General features: G+C 62.1%; 20 protein-coding genes and 2 pseudogenes. 5 read left to right on the forward strand and 17 right to left on the reverse strand.

Features of this window, described 5'->3' with window-relative positions; genetic code table 11:
* Window positions 1-2 precede the first annotated feature (2 nt).
* Together minD and minC are read right to left on the reverse strand one after the other, a co-directional pair.
* On the reverse strand, window positions 3-815 hold the full coding sequence (minD, locus tag C2U37_RS19280; protein ID WP_010674647.1) for a septum site-determining protein MinD: 813 nt from the start codon (window positions 813-815) through the stop codon (window positions 3-5).
* Window positions 816-833: 18 nt separating this feature from the next.
* Window positions 834-1,559 carry a septum site-determining protein MinC gene (gene minC / locus C2U37_RS19285; protein WP_104452903.1) on the reverse strand — a complete coding sequence of 242 codons (726 nt, stop codon included), beginning with the start codon at window positions 1,557-1,559 and terminating at the stop codon, window positions 834-836.
* Window positions 1,560-1,665: 106 nt separating this feature from the next.
* Here minC and C2U37_RS19290 point away from each other — a divergent pair, with 106 nt between their 5' ends.
* Both C2U37_RS19290 and C2U37_RS19295 read left to right on the forward strand, forming a co-directional pair.
* Window positions 1,666-1,944 carry a YcgL domain-containing protein gene (locus tag C2U37_RS19290; protein ID WP_039039102.1) on the forward strand — a complete coding sequence of 93 codons (279 nt, stop codon included), beginning with the start codon at window positions 1,666-1,668 and terminating at the stop codon, window positions 1,942-1,944.
* Window positions 1,941-2,903: a lytic murein transglycosylase gene (locus tag C2U37_RS19295; RefSeq protein ID WP_010674650.1), complete on the forward strand. Its 963-nt coding sequence runs from the start codon at window positions 1,941-1,943 to the stop codon at window positions 2,901-2,903. Before C2U37_RS19290 ends, C2U37_RS19295 begins: the two co-directional genes overlap by 4 nt.
* Window positions 2,904-3,064: 161 nt before the next feature.
* On the opposite strand, the gene C2U37_RS19300 is transcribed toward C2U37_RS19295, so the two are convergent.
* The 3 genes from C2U37_RS19300 to ppnP form a co-directional block, all read right to left on the reverse strand.
* The gene (locus C2U37_RS19300; RefSeq protein WP_039039104.1) at window positions 3,065-4,435 is read right to left on the reverse strand and encodes an L-serine ammonia-lyase; all 1,371 of its coding nucleotides are present in this window, start codon (window positions 4,433-4,435) and stop codon (window positions 3,065-3,067) included.
* A gap of 284 nt (window positions 4,436-4,719) precedes the next feature.
* The gene (locus tag C2U37_RS19310) at window positions 4,720-6,102 is read right to left on the reverse strand and encodes an L-serine ammonia-lyase (protein WP_010674652.1); all 1,383 of its coding nucleotides are present in this window, start codon (window positions 6,100-6,102) and stop codon (window positions 4,720-4,722) included.
* Between the two features lie 156 nt (window positions 6,103-6,258).
* Window positions 6,259-6,543: a pyrimidine/purine nucleoside phosphorylase gene (gene ppnP, locus C2U37_RS19315; protein WP_010674653.1), complete on the reverse strand. Its 285-nt coding sequence runs from the start codon at window positions 6,541-6,543 to the stop codon at window positions 6,259-6,261.
* Between the two features lie 268 nt (window positions 6,544-6,811).
* On the opposite strand from ppnP, the pseudogene C2U37_RS19320 reads away from it, so the two are divergent.
* Window positions 6,812-7,402: pseudogene (locus tag C2U37_RS19320) on the forward strand (dicarboxylate/amino acid:cation symporter); the annotation flags it as partial.
* A gap of 26 nt (window positions 7,403-7,428) precedes the next feature.
* Here C2U37_RS19320 and C2U37_RS19325 read toward each other — a convergent pair.
* Window positions 7,429-7,851 (reverse strand): hypothetical protein, encoded by a 423-nt coding sequence (locus C2U37_RS19325; protein WP_042014381.1) that lies wholly within the window; start codon window positions 7,849-7,851, stop codon window positions 7,429-7,431.
* A 94-nt stretch (window positions 7,852-7,945) separates the two neighbouring features.
* On the opposite strand from C2U37_RS19325, the pseudogene C2U37_RS19330 reads away from it, so the two are divergent.
* Window positions 7,946-8,617: pseudogene (locus C2U37_RS19330) on the forward strand (dicarboxylate/amino acid:cation symporter); the annotation flags it as partial.
* Between the two features lie 108 nt (window positions 8,618-8,725).
* Here C2U37_RS19330 and C2U37_RS19335 read toward each other — a convergent pair.
* The gene (locus C2U37_RS19335) at window positions 8,726-9,124 is read right to left on the reverse strand and encodes a MerR family transcriptional regulator (protein ID WP_010674655.1); all 399 of its coding nucleotides are present in this window, start codon (window positions 9,122-9,124) and stop codon (window positions 8,726-8,728) included.
* A gap of 132 nt (window positions 9,125-9,256) precedes the next feature.
* On the opposite strand from C2U37_RS19335, the gene C2U37_RS19340 reads away from it, so the two are divergent.
* Window positions 9,257-10,423 carry a thiolase family protein gene (locus C2U37_RS19340; protein ID WP_103858713.1) on the forward strand — a complete coding sequence of 389 codons (1,167 nt, stop codon included), beginning with the start codon at window positions 9,257-9,259 and terminating at the stop codon, window positions 10,421-10,423.
* Between the two features lie 85 nt (window positions 10,424-10,508).
* On the opposite strand, the gene C2U37_RS19345 is transcribed toward C2U37_RS19340, so the two are convergent.
* From C2U37_RS19345 to C2U37_RS19390, 10 genes are all read right to left on the reverse strand, one after another.
* Window positions 10,509-11,726: an EAL and HDOD domain-containing protein gene (locus C2U37_RS19345; protein WP_103858714.1), complete on the reverse strand. Its 1,218-nt coding sequence runs from the start codon at window positions 11,724-11,726 to the stop codon at window positions 10,509-10,511.
* A gap of 116 nt (window positions 11,727-11,842) precedes the next feature.
* Complete coding sequence (locus C2U37_RS19350) at window positions 11,843-13,099, reverse strand: OmpP1/FadL family transporter (RefSeq protein ID WP_069784739.1); 1,257 nt, start codon at window positions 13,097-13,099, stop codon at window positions 11,843-11,845.
* 253 nt (window positions 13,100-13,352) lie between these two features.
* Entirely contained in the window at window positions 13,353-14,636 is a 1,284-nt protein-coding gene (locus tag C2U37_RS19355; RefSeq protein WP_069784738.1) for an outer membrane protein transport protein, read from the reverse strand.
* 408 nt (window positions 14,637-15,044) lie between these two features.
* The gene (locus C2U37_RS19360) at window positions 15,045-15,788 is read right to left on the reverse strand and encodes a DUF3379 domain-containing protein (RefSeq protein ID WP_041215209.1); all 744 of its coding nucleotides are present in this window, start codon (window positions 15,786-15,788) and stop codon (window positions 15,045-15,047) included.
* Window positions 15,781-16,371: a sigma-70 family RNA polymerase sigma factor gene (locus tag C2U37_RS19365; protein ID WP_082189218.1), complete on the reverse strand. Its 591-nt coding sequence runs from the start codon at window positions 16,369-16,371 to the stop codon at window positions 15,781-15,783. Before C2U37_RS19365 ends, C2U37_RS19360 begins: the two co-directional genes overlap by 8 nt.
* Before the next feature lie 30 nt (window positions 16,372-16,401).
* The gene (locus tag C2U37_RS19370) at window positions 16,402-17,937 is read right to left on the reverse strand and encodes a BatD family protein (protein WP_069784744.1); all 1,536 of its coding nucleotides are present in this window, start codon (window positions 17,935-17,937) and stop codon (window positions 16,402-16,404) included.
* Window positions 17,938-17,942: 5 nt separating this feature from the next.
* The gene (locus tag C2U37_RS19375; RefSeq protein WP_069784736.1) at window positions 17,943-19,403 is read right to left on the reverse strand and encodes a vWA domain-containing protein; all 1,461 of its coding nucleotides are present in this window, start codon (window positions 19,401-19,403) and stop codon (window positions 17,943-17,945) included.
* Between the two features lie 21 nt (window positions 19,404-19,424).
* Window positions 19,425-20,387 (reverse strand): VWA domain-containing protein, encoded by a 963-nt coding sequence (locus C2U37_RS19380; RefSeq protein WP_103858715.1) that lies wholly within the window; start codon window positions 20,385-20,387, stop codon window positions 19,425-19,427.
* Window positions 20,384-20,941: a DUF4381 family protein gene (locus tag C2U37_RS19385; RefSeq protein WP_223918213.1), complete on the reverse strand. Its 558-nt coding sequence runs from the start codon at window positions 20,939-20,941 to the stop codon at window positions 20,384-20,386. The genes C2U37_RS19380 and C2U37_RS19385 overlap by 4 nt, the downstream gene beginning before the upstream one ends.
* The gene (locus C2U37_RS19390; protein WP_069784733.1) at window positions 20,926-21,816 is read right to left on the reverse strand and encodes a DUF58 domain-containing protein; all 891 of its coding nucleotides are present in this window, start codon (window positions 21,814-21,816) and stop codon (window positions 20,926-20,928) included. Before C2U37_RS19390 ends, C2U37_RS19385 begins: the two co-directional genes overlap by 16 nt.
* Window positions 21,817-21,820 lie beyond the last annotated feature (4 nt).

Genomic DNA, 21,820 nt, shown 5'->3' on the forward strand with positions numbered 1-21,820 from the left:
GCTTAACTCCCGAACAGTCGGCTAAAGAAGCCCTTCTTCTCTTCTTCCAGAAAACGGAAATCCTTGGTGTCACCCAAGAGGCGGGCGACGGCGTCCTCGTAGGCCTGACCGGCATCGGACTCCTTGTCCAGAATGACCGGCTCGCCGGAGTTGGAGGCGCGCAGCACCGCCTGGGACTCCGGGATCACCCCGAGCAATTTGATGGCCAGGATCTCCTGTACGTCCTGCACGCTCAGCATGTCGCCGCGGTTGACGCGGGTCGGGCAGTAGCGGGTCAGCAGCAGGTGCTCCTTGATGGGATCCTCACCGCGCTCGGCACGGCGGGACTTGGAGGCCAAGATACCGAGGATGCGATCCGAGTCACGCACGGAAGAGACTTCCGGGTTGGTGGTGACGATGGCCTCGTCGGCGAAATAGAGCGCCATCAGGGCGCCGGATTCGATACCGGCGGGGGAGTCGCAGACGATGTAGTCAAACTGCATCTCGGCCAGCTGATCCAGGATCTTCTCCACCCCTTCACGGGTCAGGGCATCCTTGTCCCGGGTCTGGGAGGCGGGCAGGATGAACAGGTTTTCGCAACGCTTGTCCTTGATGAGGGCCTGGTTGAGGTTGGCTTCCCCGTTGATGACGTTGACGAAGTCATAGACCACGCGCCGCTCGCAACCCATGATGAGGTCCAGGTTTCTCAGACCAATGTCAAAATCGATGACCACGGTCTTGTGGCCACGCTGGGCCAGACCGGTGCTCAGTGCCGCGCTGGTTGTCGTCTTGCCAACGCCACCCTTGCCCGATGTAACGACTATGATTCGCGCCATTCTCGCTTCCTTGTAACTCTATTTGATTCGGTCTATACGAAGTTGTTCATTGTCGAGCCGGATATGGACCGGCTCTTGTATCACGCCTGCAGGCAATGCATCGCTGAGCTGGAAGGTGCCCGCGATGGAGAGCAGCTCGGCCTGCAATTGCTGGCAATATATGCGGGCCTTGGGATTGCCCTTGGCCCCTGCGATGGCTCGGCCACGCAGGGCACCATAAACATGGATGCTGTCATCGGCGATGACTTCGGCGCCAGGGCTCACCGAACCCAGCACCACCAGCGAGGTGCCGGCCGCATAAATCTGCTGACCGGAGCGCACCGGGCCCACGTGGACCTTGCTTGCCTCCACGGGCGCTGGCACCGGAGAAACCGGTGCGGCCTCCACTGGCTTGGGCTCAGGCACTGGCGGCGTCGGTTCAGGCTCTGCCTTGCGGCTCTTGCCTGACACCATGACGGCGAGGCCTGCCGCCTTGGCGGCCGTCTTCATCGCCTCGTCCCGCGCCCCCGTGATCCCGACCAGCACGAAGTCTTCCGACTCGACCAGCTCCCTGAGCTGTTCGAAATCGGGGATCGCCTCGAGGCGTTCCACATTGAGGACGAGGGGGGCACAATTAAAAAACTGGGGGGCCTGCGCGACCTTGGCCTCCAGCAGTTGTCGGATCCGGGCCGGATTGCCATCGCTGAGATGCAACACAGAAATAGTGAAGGTGGTCCCTTTCAATTCGTTATCGCGTTCAACCATGAATCTTCCCCGAACCGAGACGGTAATACGTTATTGTTATTCAATTCCTGATGTTATAGTTTGCCACCACCAGAGGCAATAAACCCGTCGGATTATATCAATTTCCATGTTGTGTGCAGTCTATAAAAGTCGCAAAAAAGCCGAGACCTATCTCTTTATTGAACGAAGAGAGGACTTTTCCCGCGTTCCCGAGGTGCTGATGAGTACCTTCGGGCGTCCCGAACTGGTCCTGATGACCAAACTGGACCCGGCCAAGCCCCTGGGGCTGGCCTCCACGGAGCGGGTGATGGCCGCCCTGAAGAGCCAGGGCTTTTATCTGCAGGTGCCACCGCCACCGGAAAACCTGCTGGAGCAGCACAAGGCGCAATTAAAGGACGCACGATGAGGGCGGGGCGGCTGGCACTGCTGTTGTCAGGCGCCCTGTCGGGATCGCCGGTGCAGGCCGGCCCCGATTTTGACCAGTACGTGGCGAGCCTCAAAGAGCAGGCGCTGGCGGCGGGCATGTTGCCCGAGACGGTGAGTGCGGCCTTTGCGGATGTACATCTTGTTGATGCTGCCATCAGGCACGACAAAAATCAGCCGGAATTCAAACTGACCCTGGACACATATATTCCCCGGGCGGTGCCGGAATGGAAAGTCAAGCAAGCCCAAACCTTATATCGCCAGCATTTGCCGCTGCTCACAAAAATAGGCCGGGAATATGGGGTTCAACCCCGCTTTATTGTTGCCTTGTGGGGAATTGAAACCAATTTCGGCAAAATAACCGGCCATTATCCCCTTATCTCTTCTCTCTCGACCCTGGCCTGGGACGGTCGCCGTGAAGCCTTCTTCAAAGGCGAGTTGTTCGATGCCCTGCGCATTCTGGAGCAGGGACATGTGAACCCCGCCAACTTCAAGGGATCCTGGGCGGGGGCCATGGGACAGGTGCAGTTCATGCCCTCGTCATTCCTGCGATACGCGGTGGATCAGGACGGGGACGGCAAGAAGGATCTCTGGGGCAATCTCGCGGATGTATTTGGATCGGCTGCCAATTATCTGAGCCAGAACGGCTGGCGTGAAGACCAGACCTGGGGACGGCGGGTGAGGGTGCCAGAACGCCTGGACCCCGCCTTGCTGGGGCTTGATACCCGCAAGTCCCTGGCGACCTGGCAGGCCCTCGGGGTTCGCCAGCAGGACGGCTCACCTCTGCCTGCGGTCGACATGCAGGCCTCCCTCATCCGCCCCGACGATATTCACGGGCGAAGCTACCTTGCCTATGACAATTACCGGGTACTGCGTCACTGGAATCGCTCCCCCTATTTCGTGGTGGCCGTCGGCACCCTGGCCGATCGCATCGTGAAATAGCTCTCCCCCGTTCTCCTGTCACGGCGAACGGGTGGAGGTGATATGCCCGTCTCTTTTTATCCCTTGTCGGCCTCCCTTTATCCACGAACGCTGCCCTTTAAATCGCGACCAAAAAAAAGCGGGAATATATCCCGCTTTTTTCATGTCATCGCGACTCGGCGTTAGTCGCAGGCGACCTGCATCACCTTGATGGCCAGGCCACCGCGGGAGGTCTCGCGGTACTTGGAGTCCATGTCCTTGCCGGTGATGTACATGGTCTCGATCACCTTGTCCAGCGACACACGCGGCTTGGAGGTGCGACGCAGGGCCATGCGGGAGGCGTTGACCGCCTTCATGGCGGCGATGGCATTGCGCTCGATGCAGGGTACCTGTACCTGGCCGGCCACCGGGTCGCAGGTCAGACCCAGGTTGTGTTCCATGCCGATCTCGGCGGCTTCACAGACGTGCTCGGGGCTGCCGCCCATCAGCTCGGTCAGGCCGGCGGCGGCCATGGAGCAGGAGACGCCCACTTCACCCTGGCAGCCCACTTCGGCGCCGGAGATGGACGCGTTCATCTTGTAGAGCATACCGACGGCGGCAGCGGCCAGATAGAAGCGGGTGTACTCGTCGCGGCCCACCGGCTGGATGAACTTGTCGTAGTAGGCCAGCACGGCCGGGATGATCCCGGCGGCGCCGTTGGTCGGTGCGGTGACGACGCGGCCACCGGCGGCGTTCTCTTCACTCACCGCCAGGGCGAACATGTTGACCCAGTCCACGATGTTCATGGGATCGTTGGAGAGGTTCTCGTTGGTGGTCAGCTGGCGGTAGAGCGGCGCGGCGCGGCGCGGTACGCGCAGCGGGCCGGAGAGGACGCCCTCGGTGCGGCAGCCGCGCTCGATCCCTTCCCGCATGGTGGTCCAGATCTTGCCAAGCTTCTTGTAGATCTCTTCCGGGGTGTTGAAGCACTTCTCGTTTTCCATCATCAGGGCGGAGATGGAGAGACCGCTCTGGCTGCAGTGGGCGATGAGCTCGGCGGCACTCTTGAAGGGATAGCTCACGGACATGTCGCCGCTGTCACCCTTGCCAAAGTTCTCTTCGTCGACGATGAAGCCACCGCCGATGGAGTAGTAGGTCTTGCTGTAGACGGCGTCATCTTCGATGAAGGCAGTCAGCCTCATGCCGTTTTCGTGCAGGGGCAGGGCCTCGTCATGGAAGATCATGGCGCCCTTGGGGAAGCTGACGGTGTGGCAGTGCAGGCCGATGGGCAGACGACCGGTCTGCTCCACGCGGGAGATGAATTCGGGGATGGCGTCGATGTCGACGTTCTCCGGCAGGTTGCCCGCCAGACCCATGATGATGGCGGTATCCGTGTGGTGGCCTTTGCCGGTCCAGGAGAGGGAGCCATAGACATCGACCTGGATCCGGGTGATGTCACGGATCTTGCCGCCAGCACGCAGTTCATCCACGAACTGTTTGGCTGCCTTCATGGGGCCGACAGTGTGGGAAGAGGAGGGGCCAACACCGATTTTGAAGATATCAAAAACGCTGATCATGTAACAATTACCTCAGGGTAGAAGGGGGCGCCATGCCCACTCGCAGAAAAGGGATCCATGGGACGGGTCTGTCGTCACAAAGGCCAGGGAACCGGATAACCACAGTGTAACGGTTCAATGCCTAAAAAAAGTTGAAACAGATCTATTTTTGTTGAATTCGTGGCGCGAGTATAAAATTTATTTTGATGGTTATCCATTTTGTTAAGCGTCAGACAAACGTTTTGCAAAAAAATACCCGGCGATGCCGGGTATTCGAGTGCCATATGCGGCTTTATCACAGCGGCTTAACACTCGGTGATGTTGACGGCAAGGCCGCCCCGTGCGGTCTCCTTGTACTTGGTCTTCATGTCGTTGCCGGTTTCCCACATGGTTCTGATCACCTTGTCCAGCGACACCTTGTGCTCGCCGGTGCCGCGCAGGGCGAGGCGGGCGGCATTGATCGCCTTGACTGCGCCCATGGCGTTGCGCTCGATGCAGGGCACCTGCACCAGGCCACCGACGGGATCGCAGGTCAGCCCGAGATTGTGCTCCATGCCGATCTCGGCGGCGTTCTCGACAATGGCGGGGCTGGCGCCCAGTAGCTCGGCCAGGGCACCAGCGGCCATGGAGCAGGCCACGCCGACCTCGCCCTGACAGCCCACCTCGGCCCCCGAGAGGGAGGCATTCTTCTTGTAGAGGATGCCAATGGCGGCGGCAGTGAGGAAGTACTGCATCAGCAGCTCATCATCCACCTTGCGCACGAAGCGATCGTAATAGTGCAACACCGCGGGGATGATGCCCGCTGCGCCGTTGGTCGGCGCCGTCACCACCCGGCCTCCGGCGGCGTTCTCCTCGTTGACGGCCAGCGCAAAGAGATCCACCCACTCCATCACCATCAGCGGATCCTTGTTGAAATTGGTCTCGCCACAGAGCTGGCGATAGAGGGCGGGAGCCCGGCGCTTGACCTTGAGACCGCCTGGCAGCACCCCCTCGCTCTTGCAGCCACGCTCCACACACCCCTGCATCGCCTGCCAGATCTTGCGAAGCCCGGCCTTGATCTCCGCTTCCGAGCGAAACACCTTCTCGTTGGCCAGCATCAGCCCCGAGATGGAGAGGCCGCTCTCCTGGCACTGGGCCAGCAGTTCGGCGCCGCTCTCGAAGGGATAGGGGATGGGGTGGGCGGCATCGAAGCGGGCCGCCTCTTCCCGGGCGTTGGCGAAGTGACTCTCCTCGATGATGAAACCGCCCCCGATGGAGTAGTAGGTCTGCTCGAACACAAGGGTGTCACCCTCATAGGCGCGCAATGTCATGCCGTTGGAGTGGGCGGGAAGGGTCTTGCGCCGGTTGAAGAGGATGGCGCCGATGCGGGGAAATTCGCTGGGTTGCTCACCGCCCAGGCAGAGGGTCTGGGTCTGCTCTACCTGGGCGAGGAAGGCGGGAATGGCCTCGATGTCCACGGATTCGGGTTCAAATCCGGCCAGTCCCAGGATGATGGCCTTGCCGGTGCCGTGCCCCTTGCCGGTCTGGCCCAGTGAGCCGTAGCACTCGACGACAACGCGTCCGGTACGGGAGAGGAGTGCGTTCGCTTTGAGGGTCTGGATGAAGGCGCAGGCGGCCCGCATCGGTCCCACGGTATGGGAGGAGGAGGGGCCTATCCCGATGGAAAACATGTCGAAGACACTGATCATGACGTACTCCAATTATGGATTTCGTCTAAACATTGTAAATTTTTTGTAGTCGTTGAAAAGGGGGGAGATAGCGGGGTGTGATGGCGGTAGGGAAATGGGCGCGGGAGAGACGCGCCATGGGGGAGCCGCTCGGCATCCCATGGCGCCCGTGATACATCAGTCGAGGAACTCGCACAGATAGGCGGAGGCGATCTTCACTTCCAGCTTGAAGGAGGAGTGACCGGCCACGTCGAAGGATTCCCCCTGCTGGTAGGTGTGCCACTCATCTTCGTCGGCCAGCTGGATGGTGAGGGCGCCCTTGATCACCGTCATGCGCTCCGGGGCGGCGGTATTGAACAGGTACTCGCCCGCTTCCATCACACCAACGGTAGCTTTCTCACCTTTTTGCTCGAAACCGATGGATTTAACATTTCCGTCAAAATACTCGTTAACTTTCAGCATCTTTTCTTCCCTGTATGCACGTTTGCAGAGCCAACGTAGCACACTGTTTTGGATGTTGTCATGGTAAAAGGAGCAAAAACAGCCGTGTCTCTTTTGAGGCTTTACTTTCTCATAAAGTTATCAATGCATTTCGTTAACGGGTTCTGATGTAAAACGGGGTGCAAATATGAGATAAAGCGCACCGCCAGAGCAATGGAGAGGATTTGACGCTCTGGGTGGTCATTTACGCTGTAAAAGTGTGAGTAATTGCTAAATAAAGGAACATTCTGTGTTAACAAAAGGATTAATCAAAAACATCGGCTTCCAGGTAGTGGTGGCCATGGTGCTGGGCGCGCTGGTCGGGGCGCTCATGGGAGAGCAAGCCACAGTGTTTGCGCCGCTTGGCACCCTGTTTATCCAGCTGATCAAGATGCTGGTGATTCCGCTGGTGGCGGTGGCCATCCTGTCCGGGGCCGCCAACCTGGGGGCCAGCCCCGCTGCTGGCAAGATTGGCGTCACCACGCTCGCCTTCTTCCTCGGCACCTCCGCACTGGCGGTGTTCCTGGCGCTGGTGATGGGTCAGGTGTTCAAACCTGGTGTGGGCGTTGACTTTGGCGCCACTGCGGCCATGTTCTCCGGCGACTACGCCGACAAGGGTGCACTGCCCGATGCGGTGGCCACCCTGCTTGGCATGATCCCGACCAACGTGTTCAGCGCCTTGAACGAGGCCAACATCCTGCAGATCCTGGTGTTCTGCATGTTCCTCGGCATCGCCCTGGCCAAGCAGCCCCGTGAGCGCGCCAAGCCGCTGGTAGACGGGCTCAACACCCTGGTGGACGCTTTCGTCTGGATGATCAACAAGGTGATGTTTCGGATCCCATACAAAGGGTCTTTAATGAGTCCCATTTAGTAAACCTTTATTATCTTTGGCCGTTTTTTACCTACGAAATGTAGTTTGATAAATAGACGTTTACCTTCGGATAACGGTTTTCCAGTAGAGAAATAGCTTTCGTCAGTAAAATGAAGAGTCATGCTGTCATAAGCTTCTATCTTTCTACCTGCCGACAAGTCTTGTGACATAGATATCGTGTCTGCTTTCTTAAAGGGCCAAATGCCTTGATGCCACTCTAAAACCCAATGCTCAATTGTGATCGGCCTGTTATTCAGATTTCTTATGTAGATTTCATTCCCTTCAGTTATTGAGCTGGTCAGATTGTAAGACGTCTCAACCCTAAAGTGATTTTGACGAACCTCCCAGATTTTTAAGCAAGCCAAACCCGTTGATATAAGTGCTCCCCATACAGCAAGAATGGCGGTAAGTAAGTCCATTTAAGTTCCTTTACAAGGTTGTCTATTGGCCATGCTAACATCAATTTTTCATATTCATCAATGAGTTAGTTTGTAGTAGAAAATAACAAGCATTGTGATGCTGATCGCCCCCATCGGCGTCTTCGGCCTGATGGCCGACGCCATCGGCACCTACGGCTTCGACGTGCTGACCCTGGTGCTCAAGCTGTTCGTCGTCTATGTCGCCGCCATCCTCATCTTCGGCTTCGTGGTCTATCCGCTGCTGATCGCGTTCTTCTCCAACACGCCGGTACGCAAGTACTTCTCCGCGATGAAGAAACCGCAGATCGTGGCCTTCTCCACCGCCTCTTCCATGGCGACCCTGCCGGTCAACATGGAGACCTGCGAGCGCGATCTGAAGGTGACCAACGCCACCGCTTCCTTCGTGCTGCCGCTGGGTGCCACCATCAACATGAGCGGCAATGCCATCTATTACGGCCTGGTCGCCATCTTCTTCGCCCAGGTCTACAACATCGATCTTTCCATGGGTGCCTGGGCGGCGATCATCGTCACCTCCACCCTGGGTGCCATCGGTCAGGCCGGTGTACCGGGCCCGAGCTTCCTGGTGGTTGCCGTGCTGCTGGCGGCCGGGATTCCCATCGAGGGTCTGCCGCTGCTGTTCGCGCTGGATCGTCTGTTCGACATGATCCGCACCGCGCTGAACATCACCGGCGATGCGGCCTGTGCCATCATCGTCGATCGCTACAGCCCGGATTACGATCCGAACCGCTGGAGCAAGGAGGCCTGATATCGGGTCGTCCACCGTGCATGACAAGAGGGAGGCTTCAAGCCTCCCTCTTTCATTTGTGTCTATTTGCTGGCGGTGATCCCCGTTTGCCTCACCCGTCTGCGTGACTCAGGGGGAGAGGTGTGCCAGGGCCTGGCGGCAGCGCTGTTCGGCCGCCTCCAGCTCCAGCAGGACCATCTGGATATCTTCCAGCTGTTGCTGCAGGGTCTCCCGCTTGTCGGCCACCAGCCCCAGCATGGTCTGCAACTGGGAGCGGCTGCTCTTGTCCGCATCGTAGAGATCGAACAGCTCCCGGATCTCTGCGAGGCTGAAGCCCAGACGCTTGCCACGCAGGGTCAGCTTGAGCCGCACCCTGTCCTGACGGCTGTAGATCCTGTGCTGTCCCTGGCGGGTGGGGTTGAGCAGGCCCTGATCCTCGTAGAAGCGGATGCTGCGGGTGGTCACATCGAACTCGCGAGCCAGTTCGCTGATGCTGAAGGTGCGGGTGTCGTCCCTGGATTTGGTCATGGGGCTGTCTTGGCTGCCATCTGGTTGTCAATGCAGGCTGGCACCTTACCCAAACGTCAACTTCCCCGCAAGTCTTGTTCCCGTCGCGGCCGCGACATATGTTATCCCGATGTAACAAGGAGAGTGCTATCGATGGATATCGTGATTGTGGCGGCCAAACGTACCCCCATGGGGGCCTTCCAGGGGGCCCTGAGCGGGCTCGGTGCCCCCGAGCTTGGCGCTTGCGCCATCCGCGCCGCGCTGGCGCAGGCCGGGATGACGGGGGAGCAGGTCAATGAGGTCTATATGGGGAACGTGTTGAGCGCAGGGGTCGGCCAGGCGCCAGCCCGTCAGGCGGCGCTCAAGGGGGGGCTGCCGGACAGCGTGCCCTGCACCACCATCAACAAGGTGTGCGGCTCCGGCATGAAGGCGGTGATGCTGGCGGCGGACAGCCTGCGCCTGGGGGAGGCCGAGGTCGTGGTGGCGGGGGGCATGGAGAGCATGAGCCGCGCACCCTATCTGCTGGACAAGGCGCGCAGCGGTTTTCGCATGGGGCACCAGAGCGTGCTCGATCACATGTTCCTGGACGGCTTGCAGGATGCCTACGAAGGCTATCTGATGGGTCATTACGCCCAGTTGAGTGCCGATCGCAGCGGACTGACCCGGGCCGACATGGATGCCTTTGCCATCGCCTCCCTGGAGCGGGCGTTGACGGCGCAGCGCAGCGGTGCCTTTGCCGCGGAACTGGCTCCCGTCATGACCGCTGACCACACCCTGCTGCTGGCCGAGGATGAGCAACCGGGCAAGGCCAGGCCCGACAAGATCCCCGGCTTCAAGCCGGCCTTCAGCAAGCACGGTACCATCACGGCGGCCAATGCCAGCTCCATCTCGGACGGGGCGGCAGTCCTGGTAGTGATGCGGGGCGAGAGCGCTGCCCGGCTCGGATTGCCGGTGCTGGCCAGGGTAGTGGGTTACCAGAGTCACGCCGCCTTGCCGGCGGAGTTTACCAGTGCCCCCGTCGGCGCCATCGACAAGTTGCTGGCCCGGGTGGGCTGGTCGGTGGAGGAGGTGGACCTGTTCGAGGTGAACGAGGCATTCGCCATGGTGAGCATGCTGGCGATGGCCGGGTGCGGCATTCCCCATCACAAGTTGAACGTGAACGGCGGGGCCTGTGCGCTGGGGCACCCTCTTGGCGCCAGTGGCGCCCGCATCCTGGTGACCCTGATCCATGCCCTGCGTGCCCGCGGGCTCAGGCGAGGGGTGGCGAGCCTGTGCATCGGGGGAGGGGAGGCAACGGCCATCGCCATCGAGGCAGGCTGAATGCGTGGGTGAGATTGCTGCGGGTTGATGACATGACAACGTCCCTTCAAGAGGGACGTTGTCATGTCTGGCGGGAGTGGACCGGTTACTCTTCCATGGCCTGAAGCTGCTGGTTGACCCAGGCGGTGGCGCTCAGATAGAGGTGGCTGACCTTCTCTTCGTTGAGGCCGAGCCGGACGGTGTTGGCGGCGACCCGCTGCCAGTCGGCTTTCTCGAAATCTTCACAGAACGCCAGGTAGAACCCGAGCTTGCCCTTGCGGGTGAGCAGGGCGGCACGAATGTCGTCGGTCAGGGGAATGGAGCCGAGCAGCTGATCCAGCGGTTCTCCCATGAGCACGTCCAGCAGGGAGAAGAGGCCGGTGACAAAGGCTTGCTGTGCCTGCTCTGCGGGCGCATGGGTCTGGGCCAGCAGTTCGCAGAACCGGGCTCGGATGAGGGACATCTGATGGAGCTCGGCGCTCTTTTCACTCCCCGCACTGGTGGCGGCGATCAGGGCGACGAAGCGCTTGAGCTGGGCGTGCCCCAGGGAACTTGCGGCCTGGCGAAACGAGGCGATGGGTTGGGGGAAGCGCTTGAGGTGGTTGATGTAGCGCAACAGCTTGAGGGAGAGGGTGAGATCCTGGTTGAGCAGTTGCCCAATCTTGTCCAGATCCGGTTCGGTCTGATTGACCACCTCGAGCAGCTGCATCACCACCAGCTGGGCCGGCGGTATGGTGGGCTGTTGCACCATCTGGGGGCGGCTGAAGAAAAATCCCTGGAACAGGGTGACGCCGAGCTGCTTCATCCGCTCGAACTCGGCCTGATCCTCGACTTTCTCGGCCAGATAGGTGAGGGGCAGGTGGCGATGATTCGCCATGAAGTGCTCGATGCAGGGTTGCGGCGTGCTGCGCAGGTCGAACTTGATGATATGGATGTAGGGGAGGAACCTGTCCCAGTCTGAGACCATGGTGAAGTCATCCAGCGCTAACCGATAGCCCAGCCCATAGAGCTGGATCACTTTCTCCAGCAGCGCATCGTCGGGCTCGGCATCCTCCAGGATCTCGATCACCACCTTGTCACGGGGGAGGCATTCGGCCAATCCGTCCAGCAACAGGGAGTGGGGGAAATTGATGTAGCAGGGGTGATCCCCGATGAGCTGATCGATGTTCTGCTGCAAGAACTGCTCGGCAACCAGCCTGGAAGTGGCCTGCTGTGCGGAGACGGAGGGAAATACATTGTCCAGGCTGTCGCGAAACAGCAGCTCATAGGCTTGGGTGTTCAACTCCCGATCCAGAATGGGCTGCCTTGCTACATAGGAATACATGCATCTCTCCACCATGGTTACAGGCTTGATTCTATGGTGAAGCGGATCACTATGCCAGTGCCGACCGGTCGGGAAGGTCAACAACTGGCATACTATTTGTCAGGAAACCCGGGGTGTCAGAACAGGTAGTTGAGCTGCAGGCCGGCGAGCCAAGCATCCCCTTCCGAGGTGCCATTGAAGGTGGAGGTGGTCTGGGGGATGCCGGGCCTGAGCTGCATGGTTTCGCTCACGTCCACCTTCTTTCCGTCGATCAGGGTCAGCCCCAGATCCAGCGAGAGGTGGCGGTCAATCTGATAGCCCACGCCGGCGCTGTACCAGACCCGATCCGAGTCGGGGATGGAGATGGTGCGGCGATCCGCCGGGACCGGGCTGCGGTCGTAGGCGATACCGGAGCGCAATTGCCACTGGGGGGCCAGCTGGTAGGTCATCCCCAGGGCATAGCGCCAACTGTCTTCCCAGTGCTCCTCCTTGATATGCATGGTGCCGTGGTGGTCGAGCTCGGATTCGAGCTGCACGAATTTGCTCCAGTTGGTCCAGTTGATGCTCGAATGCAGCGCCAGGGCCGGGGTGAGTTGATGGAACAGAGCCAGCTCGGCGGTGGCGGGCAAGGGCAGATCCAGGCTGCCAGTATCGGTGAAGGGCTGGCCCTTCTGATCGATGCCGATGGCGTCACCGGAGAGGGTCAGGGTGATGTCGTGGCGATAGGAGAGACCGATGCGGGTTGCCTGCGACAACTCAAGCAGGGTGCCCAGGTTCCAGCCCATGGCCCAGCCATCCCCCTTCAGGTGCTTGGCTATCTGGTTGTTGGAGGGGAAAGTGCCGCCCACTTCCCCTTCCCCCTGAATGGCGGAGAGACCGGCCCCGACGGACCAGACGCGGTTGATGCGATAGGCCAGGGAGGCCCCCAGATCCACTGTCTTGATGTCGGAGACGTTGCCGAAGTGACCGGCGTTGTAGTTGTCCGGCATCTTGACCCCGAGTCCGTAATAGGAGGCGGCGGCAAGCCCGAGGCGCCATTGCTTGTTGAGGGGCACGATGAGATAGGCGTTGGGCACCCAGGCGTCACCCGCAATGTCGTGGGCTCCGGCATCCAGACTGACCGGCCCCTTGGGGGTCGGCACCCGGGTGGTGCCCTCGATGTTGACGTCGGGGTGCACATAGATGAAGCCACCGGAGAAGGCCAGGGTATCGAAACGGGTCATGGCGGCGGCGTTGCGGGAGAGCACGCTGGCATTGTCGGCGATGGCGGCTTCGCCGGCGAAGGCGCGGCCCATGCCGGTGGCGGATTGCTCGGCCAGCTGAAAACCTGCCGCCTGGGCCTGGCTCGACAGCACCAGCAGGGCGATGAGAGACGGCTTCATGATGGAGTGCATTGCATTATCCTTGAAAATGAACCTGGAGTTCGAACGTTCTTATGGTTGGAGGCAGGATTTTATATGGTATGACCAGTAAGGCAACGGGCGTGGGGGTGAGCGGATGAAAACGGGATTAAATGCTGGGGGATGTGCTGCTAATAGCTTGATAAAAAAAGAAAAGCGTACAGTTGTTTACTACAGGTGTACGCTGAAACAGGAATTCGGAATAAAAAAAGAGCGCCCGCAGGCGCTCTGGTCAATTTGCTGATTATCAGAATTTCATGTTGAACTGAGCGGAAGCGAGGAAGGCGTTGCCGTGGGAGGTGCCTTTCCAGCGCAGTCCGTCATCATGGCTACGCAGTCCTTCGTTTACGTCTACTTCTTTGCCGTCCAGATAGGCCATGCCGAAGTCGACGCTCATGTCCTTGTCGATGTGGTAGGTGGCGCCGGCGCTATACCATACGCGGTCGGAATCCGGAATGCTCAGGCTGCGATATTCCGGCTCGATCGGGGTGTTGTCGTAGGCAAAGCCGATACGGGCTTCCCAGGACGGGTTGACGTACCAGGTACCGCCCAGAGAGTAACGGGTGGAGTCCTTGAACTTTTCCGGTTTATTGAGGCATACACCTGGTTGGCCAGGCATATTACATCCTGAACTTGTTGCTTTCAGCTCCTGAAAGGCGCTCCAGTCGGTCCAGTTGACGGAATAGTGCACGGCAAACTGCTGGTTCAGACGGTGATAGCCGGCGAATTCGGCCTGGGCTGGCAGATCCAGTTTCAGGTTGCCATCGACGACGCGGTTGCCGGAGGTGGCACCCTGGAAGTCGCCGTCAAAGCTCAAGTCGACCTGGGAGCGGTAGGTCAGGGCGAGGCGGTTGTTTTCGTTTATCTCGTACAGGGTGCCGACGTTCCAGCCAAAGCCCCAGGTGTCGCCCTTCAGGTGAGCCAGACGGGTATCGGAGTTGGCACCCGGAATGGCAGCGGAGAGCGCACCGGCATAACGGTTCAGCTCGGCGGCGGCGTAGACGGCATTGATGCCGGCACCGACGCTGAAGCTGGAGTTGATGCGATAGGCGATGTTGGGGTTGATGTTGAAGGTCAGCAGCTCGGTGTCACCGGCGCCGGCACCGGCCGCGAAGGTCTTGGAATATTCGGTGGAGAGGCCGTAGTTGGAGAAGAGGCCGATCCCCCAGGCCCACTGATCGTTCAGGGGCTGGATGAAGTAGGTGGCCGGCACGAAGGCATCGGGGGCGATGTCGCTCTCGCTGGACGGAGCCAGCTTGGTTGGGCCGGCATAGATGTCGCCAGCCACGTCCACGTCGGGCTTGATATAGGTGCCGGATACAGACAGTGCCATCTTGTCGAAGGTGATCATGGCCGCCGGGTTGCGGGACAGCACGGCCGCGTTGTCGGCGATGGCTGCTTCACCTGCGTAGGCGCGCCCCAGACCGGAGGCCGAGTGCTCGTTCAGCTGGAACGCGGCGGCGAAGGTCTGGGTGCTGGCCAGGGTCACGGCCGCAGCGATCAGGCTTTTCTTGAAAAAGGCAGTTGTCATAGTGTTCTCTCTTTGTAAGCAGATTTTCTGTCGACATCGCGGCTCTTTGGCGGCTATTGACGACATGATCTGTTGTTATGTCAGCTTCTTCCCATTCATTGCTGGCGTGATTCTATGGATCTGGTAGGAGGTAAGAAATCAGACCAGTGACAGCAGAATACATAAAAGTTTCCATTGTGTTAATCATTTGTTTTAACTTGCCGTTTTATTAGGCTGATTTATCTATTATTGGATAAATAAAGCACAAATGGTGCCATTTGCGTCATTTAAAATAAATGGTAGAAATGTGACTTCGCGCAGGCAATAGGCGGGAACATGCGGGGATGTGGGGATGAACAGGCAGACAATGAGGATGTCTGCCTGTGATGTGGCTGAGGCGGAGGACGAGTCAGCCTGGGTCAAGGTCTGTTAAATGGACCAGTGCAGACGTGACTCAAGCTGGCGGGCAACCGGGGCGAGGGGCTCCTGCATGTCTCCGATGAGCACCATGTTGGCCCCCTTGAGCGGCAGTATCTCCCCCTTGAGGGTCCCGTCTGCAAAATCGGACTGGATCGTCAATGGCAGGTGCTTGGGGACGAGGAACAGGGTGACCGGTCCCATCTTGCCCTGCAGCACCATGTGCAGGGCCGGTCCCTGGTAGAAGGCGCAGTGGTTGACATAGGTTACCTTCATGCCCGGCATCTCGCTCAGGGTGGCGCCATATTTCTCCATTTTCGCGTTGATGGTGTGCAGGCTGACCCGCTCATCCACCGCATGAATGAAGGGCTCTTCCCCATAAACGTGGGACATGGCGACCTGAGCCAGCGACAGGGTGTCCGGTGCCACAGGCCAGCTGATCCAGCGGGTGCTCATGCCGAGCAGGAAGGCGACCGAGGCCGCGATGGCCAGAGCGCGCCATTGCGTGCGTGCAGGAGTGACGGGCAGCGGGACCACCTGCTCCTCTTCGGCTGCCATCGCCTGCCTGAGCAGGATCCGCTCCGCAAGACCGGCCGGTACGTCCACTTCCAGAGTGCTGCGCACCTGGCGCTCGAGCTGCTGCATCTCGTCCAGATGCTTGCGATTGGCCGGTGACGCCTCGGCGGCTTTCAAGAAGGCGGGATCCCTGTCCGAGGGGTGAGTGATGGCCCGGCGGCGAAATTCAAGCTCATCCATTGGTGTGTCCTCTCTGTTGTTTCGCAGACTCCATGGCCTCTTTTATCTGGTTGCGGGCGCGAAACAGCCTTGTCATGACGGTGTTCTTGTTCAGGCCGAGTTGCTCGGCGATCTCCTCCCCGCTGAATCCCCCCAGAACCTGCAGCAGCAGCGGCTCCTGATACTCGGCAGGCAGGCGGGCGATGTGGCGCCTGAGCCATTCGTGCTCCATCTCCTGCTCGCTTGGCAGGACACCCTGATCCCGCAGGGGGTGCTCGTCGAGGTTGACGAGATCGAACTGCTTTCGCTCAAAGCGGCGGGCATTCTCCCGCCGCAATATGGTGATGAGCCACGCCTTGGCAGCCTTGTCGTCCAGCAGGGTATCTATCGCCTTCCAGGCGCGCAGGAAAGTCTCCTGCACCAGATCCTCGGCGATTTGCGGATCCCGGCACAGCCAGTAGGCGTAGCGGTAGATGTCCCCGTGCAGGGCGTGCACCAGGGCTTCGTACTTGGTTTGTTTGTCTGCCATCTCCCCATAGACCGGAGAAGCGCAGGGATCCTTTCCCGTGTCGGCCCTTTTTCTTCTGAAAAAACCTAACGCCATAAAGGGGTGTCCTGTTTCATGAGGGGCGCATCATGCACGCATCCACGCCAGTATTCGAAGACCATAGGCTATCGCAAAGCTCTCCCAGGTGCACAACTCCCTGGCGAGCGCCTGTCTGGGCAGGTGTTCGCCAGGGACTCGCTTGGGGGAAAAACAGGCCCGATCCAGGTCGTCCAGCAGCGCCCCCATGGCGGGGTCGCGGTGACAGGGCAGCCTGGCCAGATGAAGACAGGGGGCGTCCCAGCGCAGGACGGCCCAGGTCAGCAGGGTTTCCCTGGCCTCGTCAGGAGAGCCCGTGGCGAGGGCCCGTTGCAGGCGATAGAAGGCGCGCCAGCGCGGCCAGCGGCGCATGAATGCCCGCAGCAGGATGGCCAGGAGCACCCAATAGAGATACTGGACCCCTGGTGCGGGGGAGGCGGGAGTGGCGCTCTCCCTTGCCGTGAACACCAGAGAATGTGCGGGCAGGCGCGCCTCCTCGATGCGACCGCTCTGGGTGTTGAACCAGCGCAGGGTCTGGGGGGGCAGCACATAGCGCCCCGCCTCGTCGGCGGTCAGGGCCTGGCGCCACTGGCGCTCGAAGCGAAGCGCCCCCTCGGCCACGAATCGCTCCTGTTGCTGCTCGCCGTCCGGCTTCATGGAGAGGCCGGCGGGCAGGGGCGGGGCCGGCAAGAGGGGCAGGCGGTTGCCATCCCCCCCTTCCATTACCAGGGTGAGGGTGCGGATCACCGGCTCACCCACCCTGGCCTGCGCCGGGCTGAACTGCTGGCGCAGCACCAGGCTGCTCGCCACCGGCTCCAGGGGGGCCTTGTCCACCTTGATGAAGAGGGTCGCCGCCCTGGCGGACAGCGGATCCCCCGCGTTGCCCGGCGCGGTCGCACCGGCCGCGTTCTGGTGCGGCAACCGCCCCTGAAAGCGGGGGGATTCGACGGGATGGAGTCCGGGCCCTTTGGCCTGCAGCAGCCATTTTCGCGTGAGACGCCCGGGCAGGCCGGGGCTGGCGGGAGAGTCCCAGCGATCCTCGCCGAGGCGGCGAATGGTAAAGGCCGGGGTGATGGGCTCACCGAGGTTGGGAGCCTCCAAGTTGGCAGGCAGCCAGAGGGTCAGCTCATAGATGAAGGGCTGGCCGGGGTAGAGATTCCCCTCATGGAGCACCCGGGCCTGCAGCTCGACCGGAGAGAATACCGGACCTTGTGCCGGCATCAGGGTGCCGTCCAGGGAACGTGTCGGTACCGCCAGGGAGGGGGTGAGATCGGCGCCAAGGGGCAGGGAGGGCACCTGGCGCGGGCTGGTATCGAGCAGGTGCAAGGGGATCTGCCAGCGGGTCAGGCTGCGGCTCTGGGCACTGACCCGCTGGATACTGACCCGCCCGACCGCAAACTGGCGCAGCAGCGGTTGCAGGTTGAGATCCTCATCGCGGTGCAGCCCGTCGGCCTCGATGACGAGCAGCCAGTCGCGCTCGCTCGCCCCCGGCAACAGTTCGGCCTCGACAGGAGCGGCCTGCACCCGCATGGCGCACAGGGCGAGCAGAAGCCAGCAGCCGATCCGGGGGGAGAGCAAGCGCAGCACGAGGATCACCAGGGCTCCTCCACCTTGATCAGGGGGCGGCGCAGGGCCTCCTTGCGAAGGCGCTGCTCCAGCAGCAGCACGGGGGGCGCCGGGGGGCGAGGAGCCTCTGAGGCGCGGGCTGGGTCGGGAGTGTCGGCCTGCTCCGGGGCATTTGCCGAGGGCGTTGTCTGCGGCGGGTTGGCCCGTAGCAGGGCCAGGTTGTGCAAGGCATCCCTGTGCCCAGGTTCAAGGCGAAGGGCGCTCAGATAGGCCTGCTCCGCGGCGGCAAGATCCCCGAGCCAGACCAGGGCATTGCCCCTGTTGTAGTGGGCAGTGGCGCTGTTTGCCCTGCCATAGGCGGCGACGGCCCTGGCGTAATCCCCGGCTCTATACCAGGCGTTGCCTTGCCAGACCGGATCCTGGAAGGCGTTGGCCGCTTCCCGATAGTGTCCCTGGCGATAAGCCTGCCAGCCTGCTTCATCTTGTCGGGAGGCCGCCTGCAGGGAAGGGGGCGCGACGCCAATGACGAGGATCACCAGCAGCCAGTGGGCGCCGATCCGTGCCAGCAGCGCCAGGGGGAGCAAGGGGATGAGCAGCCAGGGGCCGAGATCCCGGGATTGCCCCTGCGTCAGGGTCTGGCCCATGGGCAGGGGGGCAAAGCGGGGCAGGCCGGAATCAAGCCAGGCCAGCCTGCCTCCGGTACTGGCGGCAAGGGCGGTCATGGCCTCCTCTTCGGGCGCCGGCAAGGTGTGGCCGACCGGGCTGCCGAGCTGCCAGCGCTCGGCAGCCACGCCGGGCAACCGGGTCTCCTTGCCCCCGCTGGCCAGCAAGATGTCGAGCCGCGGGGCCGAGCCTGCCTTGCAGAACAGGTCGTTGAGGCAGGGCCAGAGGGCGGCGATGCGATCGCGCGCTGTCCCGGAGAGGCCGTCGGTCACGAGCAGTAGACGGGCGGACTGGCCCGGCGGGATCAGGGTGAGGGCCAGGGCCACGGCGCGCTCGGGGGCGCTGCCCTGGACAGGCATGATGGCCGGGCGCAGGTCCGGCAGCAGCAGGGCGATGGCCTGATGATCCCGGGTGGGAGGCATGGCGAGGTAGGCATCCCCGGCAAATAGAATGAGGGCGATGGGATGGGCCGCGTCCTGCCGCGCTATGTCGGCCAGCATCTCCTGCAATCCCAGCCTCACCCGGGTTGCCCGGTCCGGCGCCAGATCCTGCGCCAGCATGGAGTCGGAGAGATCCAGCAGCCAGATATCGAGGGCCGGGCTCGGCATGGGGAGACTCTGTTGGCGCAGGGCGGGGCCCGAGAGCGCCAGGATCACCGGCAGACAGGCAAGCCAGCGCCAGGGGATGGCCCGATGGCGGCTCGGCAGCAGATAGGCCTGCATGGCCGGGGAGAGCAAGCCGGGATCGCGGCGGTGGCGCCACCCCTGCCACAGCCAGGGGATCAGGGCCAGCAACCAGAGGGGGCGCAGCAAGGTCAGCTCCATGGTGCCACCGTCATGACCAGCCTACTCATGGGATGGCCTGTGTGACAGGGGGATGCGCCAGCGGGCTGGCCAGCAGAGCAGCAGCCAGGCCAGGGCCAGTGGCCAGGGGTAGAGCTCCTGGTGAGGCCGGGAGAGGGTCTGGGGCCGGGCGAGGGGCTCCAGGGTGTCGATGGCCTGGTTGATGGCGGCGAGATCGCCCCGGTTGCGGGCGCGAAAATAGCGGCCTCCTCCCAGTGTCGCCAGCTGCTGCAACAGGGCTTCATCCAGTTCGGCACTGGGATCGGCATCCCCTGCGGGCGCGGCGAAGGTGTCGGGGTCGGCGCCCACCCCCAGGGTATAGAGACGGAAGCCTGCTTTGGCGGCGAGCCGGGCCTCGGTCAGGGGATCCGCATTGCCCGAGGTATTGCGCCCGTCCGTCACCAGCAGCAGGGCGGTGGGGCGGGTGGGGTCGGCGTGCTGGCGTGCCAGCAGGATGGCTTCCCCCAGGGCCGTGGTGCGCCCCACCAGATCGAAATCGAGCTCCCTGGCCAGGGTGAGCAGGGCCCCGGTCTCCTGGGTGAGGGGGGAGAGCAGATAGGCGTGATCGGCAAAGACGACGAGGGCGATGCGATCCCCCGGGCGGGAGGCGACAAGGTTGCTTATCTGCTGGCGCACCGCGGCAAGCCTGTCCGTTTGCTCTCCGTCATCCAGCATGTCCTGGGTGCGCATGCTGTCGGAGAGATCCACCGCCAGGATGAGGTCCCGGCTGCTCTGGTAGTGAATGATCGGGGGCTCCTGCCACTGGGGGCGGCACAGGGCCAGTACCAGGGCGCACCAGCAGAGCATCATACGCCACAAGGGCTGCCCCGTCTGGGGCTGGAGCAGGGGAAAACCTCCATGAACGAGCCGGTTTCCTCCCTTGCGCCCCTTCATGGGAGGCAGGCCGAAGCGCACCAGCAGCGGCAAGGCGAGGGCGAGGGAAAACCAGGGCCAGGCGAGGATCATCGCGTACCCTCCGGGGGAGGTGCCCCTCGCTTGCTTGCCGGGAATCGCGGCGCGCTGACGCAGCGTCGCCCCCAGGCGAGATAGGCGAGGCGCAATCTTTTGCGCTGCGCCTCATCGGGCACGCTGCCCCCATAGAGCCAGAGTGGCCACTGGGCGGCAAACTGGGAAAAATCGCTCCCCCCCTTGCTGTCCAGCCAGGCGAGCCAGGCCTCCCCTTGCAGGGGGGCCGCCTCGGGCCAGCGGGCCATGGCCGCTTCTCGCAGGGCATCCTGCAGCCTGGGGACGAGATCGTCGGCCTGCCAGTTTAGCCGGTGCGCCCAGCGGCGCTGGCGCCACAGGGTGAGGGCCGTCATGGCGATCAGGCAAGCGGCGATCGCCGCGATCAGCAGCCCACCGAGGGCCATCAGGCGAGGATCCTGTGCAGGCTCGAGAGCGGGGCCTTGGTGGATGTCGCGCAGCTCGGCACGGATGGCTTGCAAGGCCTCACTGGACGAGGGCTGGTGATATGCATCCGGTGCGGGCACGCCCTGCTTCCCCCTCAAAACAGACGGCATCCGCCCTCCTGCCACTGGCGTTGCAGGGTGGCGCCGTTGTCGAGGCGATAGAGGCGCGTCACCAGGGGCAGTAACTGCTGGCGACAGGCCTCGGCCTGTTCGTCGGCCGCCCTCTGATAGCGGGCGCGAAAGCGGGGATCTTCTCCCGCGAGCCAACCGCTGTGTCTGCCTGCCTGCACTGCCAGCTGCCCCTGCTCGGGCAGGGCGGCTTCCAGGGGATCGCGGATCTGCCAGTAGTGGATATCGTGGCGCAGGCGAAGACGTTGCAACTGCTGGCAGAGGGCCTGGTCCGGTGCCTGGTGGTGGCTTATCAGGGTCAATCTGGCCCCGTGGGGCAGGGTGAGTCGCGCCAGGGTCTGGGCCAGCGTCCAGGGCGGGGGGGCGCGATCCAGCCCTGCCTCGTAATGGCGACAGAGCGCTTCCAGCAGAGGCATGAGAGAGCCGCGCTGGTGCTCTGTGTGGGGGGCTGCGCCCTGGCAGATCAAGGTATTGGCCTGTTTCTCCCCCTGCCAGAGCAGGGCGGCGGCCAGCTCGCAGCCAAGGCGGGCCTTGAGCTGGGCGCGGGAGCCAAAGTACATGGCGGGTGAGAGATCCAGCAGCAACCAGTGGGCCTGATCCTGTTCTTCCCCGTAGAGGCGGGTGTGGGGGCGACCGAGGCGGGCGGTGACCCGCCAGTCGATGTGACGCACCTCGTCACCGGCCTGATAGAGACGAAGCTCCCTGAAATGGAGGCCGGGCTGGCGCCCGATACGCCCCTGGGCCGCCTGATGAATGCGAGCACGCTCGCCCTGGCGCGTCCAGAGGCGCACCGCCAGCAGCCGCTGGAGGGTGAGGGCGATGTCGGGGTGATCCCGGGGCTCGGCGACGGGGGTCATGGCG

This window comes from Aeromonas sp. ASNIH1 (assembly GCF_002934285.1).
Classification (GTDB): domain Bacteria; phylum Pseudomonadota; class Gammaproteobacteria; order Enterobacterales; family Aeromonadaceae; genus Aeromonas; species Aeromonas caviae.

What these genes read in the sequence shown, in the direction of transcription:
- ppnP (WP_010674653.1), bottom strand. Translation starts at nt 6,543, where the DNA reads ATGCTGAAAGTTAACGAGTATTTTGACGGAAATGTTAAATCCATCGGT.
- C2U37_RS19340 (WP_103858713.1), top strand. Translation starts at nt 9,257, where the DNA reads ATGGATATCGTGATTGTGGCGGCCAAACGTACCCCCATGGGGGCCTTC.
- C2U37_RS19375 (WP_069784736.1), bottom strand. Translation starts at nt 19,403, where the DNA reads ATGGAGCTGACCTTGCTGCGCCCCCTCTGGTTGCTGGCCCTGATCCCC.
- C2U37_RS19345 (WP_103858714.1), bottom strand. Translation starts at nt 11,726, where the DNA reads ATGTATTCCTATGTAGCAAGGCAGCCCATTCTGGATCGGGAGTTGAAC.
- C2U37_RS19365 (WP_082189218.1), bottom strand. Translation starts at nt 16,371, where the DNA reads ATGGCGTTAGGTTTTTTCAGAAGAAAAAGGGCCGACACGGGAAAGGAT.
- C2U37_RS19295 (WP_010674650.1), top strand. Translation starts at nt 1,941, where the DNA reads ATGAGGGCGGGGCGGCTGGCACTGCTGTTGTCAGGCGCCCTGTCGGGA.
- C2U37_RS19380 (WP_103858715.1), bottom strand. Translation starts at nt 20,387, where the DNA reads ATGATCCTCGCCTGGCCCTGGTTTTCCCTCGCCCTCGCCTTGCCGCTG.
- C2U37_RS19335 (WP_010674655.1), bottom strand. Translation starts at nt 9,124, where the DNA reads ATGACCAAATCCAGGGACGACACCCGCACCTTCAGCATCAGCGAACTG.
- C2U37_RS19355 (WP_069784738.1), bottom strand. Translation starts at nt 14,636, where the DNA reads ATGACAACTGCCTTTTTCAAGAAAAGCCTGATCGCTGCGGCCGTGACC.
- C2U37_RS19390 (WP_069784733.1), bottom strand. Translation starts at nt 21,816, where the DNA reads ATGACCCCCGTCGCCGAGCCCCGGGATCACCCCGACATCGCCCTCACC.
- minC (WP_104452903.1), bottom strand. Translation starts at nt 1,559, where the DNA reads ATGGTTGAACGCGATAACGAATTGAAAGGGACCACCTTCACTATTTCT.
- C2U37_RS19300 (WP_039039104.1), bottom strand. Translation starts at nt 4,435, where the DNA reads ATGATCAGCGTTTTTGATATCTTCAAAATCGGTGTTGGCCCCTCCTCT.
- C2U37_RS19290 (WP_039039102.1), top strand. Translation starts at nt 1,666, where the DNA reads ATGTTGTGTGCAGTCTATAAAAGTCGCAAAAAAGCCGAGACCTATCTC.
- minD (WP_010674647.1), bottom strand. Translation starts at nt 815, where the DNA reads ATGGCGCGAATCATAGTCGTTACATCGGGCAAGGGTGGCGTTGGCAAG.
- C2U37_RS19350 (WP_069784739.1), bottom strand. Translation starts at nt 13,099, where the DNA reads ATGCACTCCATCATGAAGCCGTCTCTCATCGCCCTGCTGGTGCTGTCG.
- C2U37_RS19325 (WP_042014381.1), bottom strand. Translation starts at nt 7,851, where the DNA reads ATGGACTTACTTACCGCCATTCTTGCTGTATGGGGAGCACTTATATCA.
- C2U37_RS19360 (WP_041215209.1), bottom strand. Translation starts at nt 15,788, where the DNA reads ATGGATGAGCTTGAATTTCGCCGCCGGGCCATCACTCACCCCTCGGAC.
- C2U37_RS19310 (WP_010674652.1), bottom strand. Translation starts at nt 6,102, where the DNA reads ATGATCAGTGTCTTCGACATGTTTTCCATCGGGATAGGCCCCTCCTCC.
- C2U37_RS19385 (WP_223918213.1), bottom strand. Translation starts at nt 20,941, where the DNA reads ATGCCGTCTGTTTTGAGGGGGAAGCAGGGCGTGCCCGCACCGGATGCA.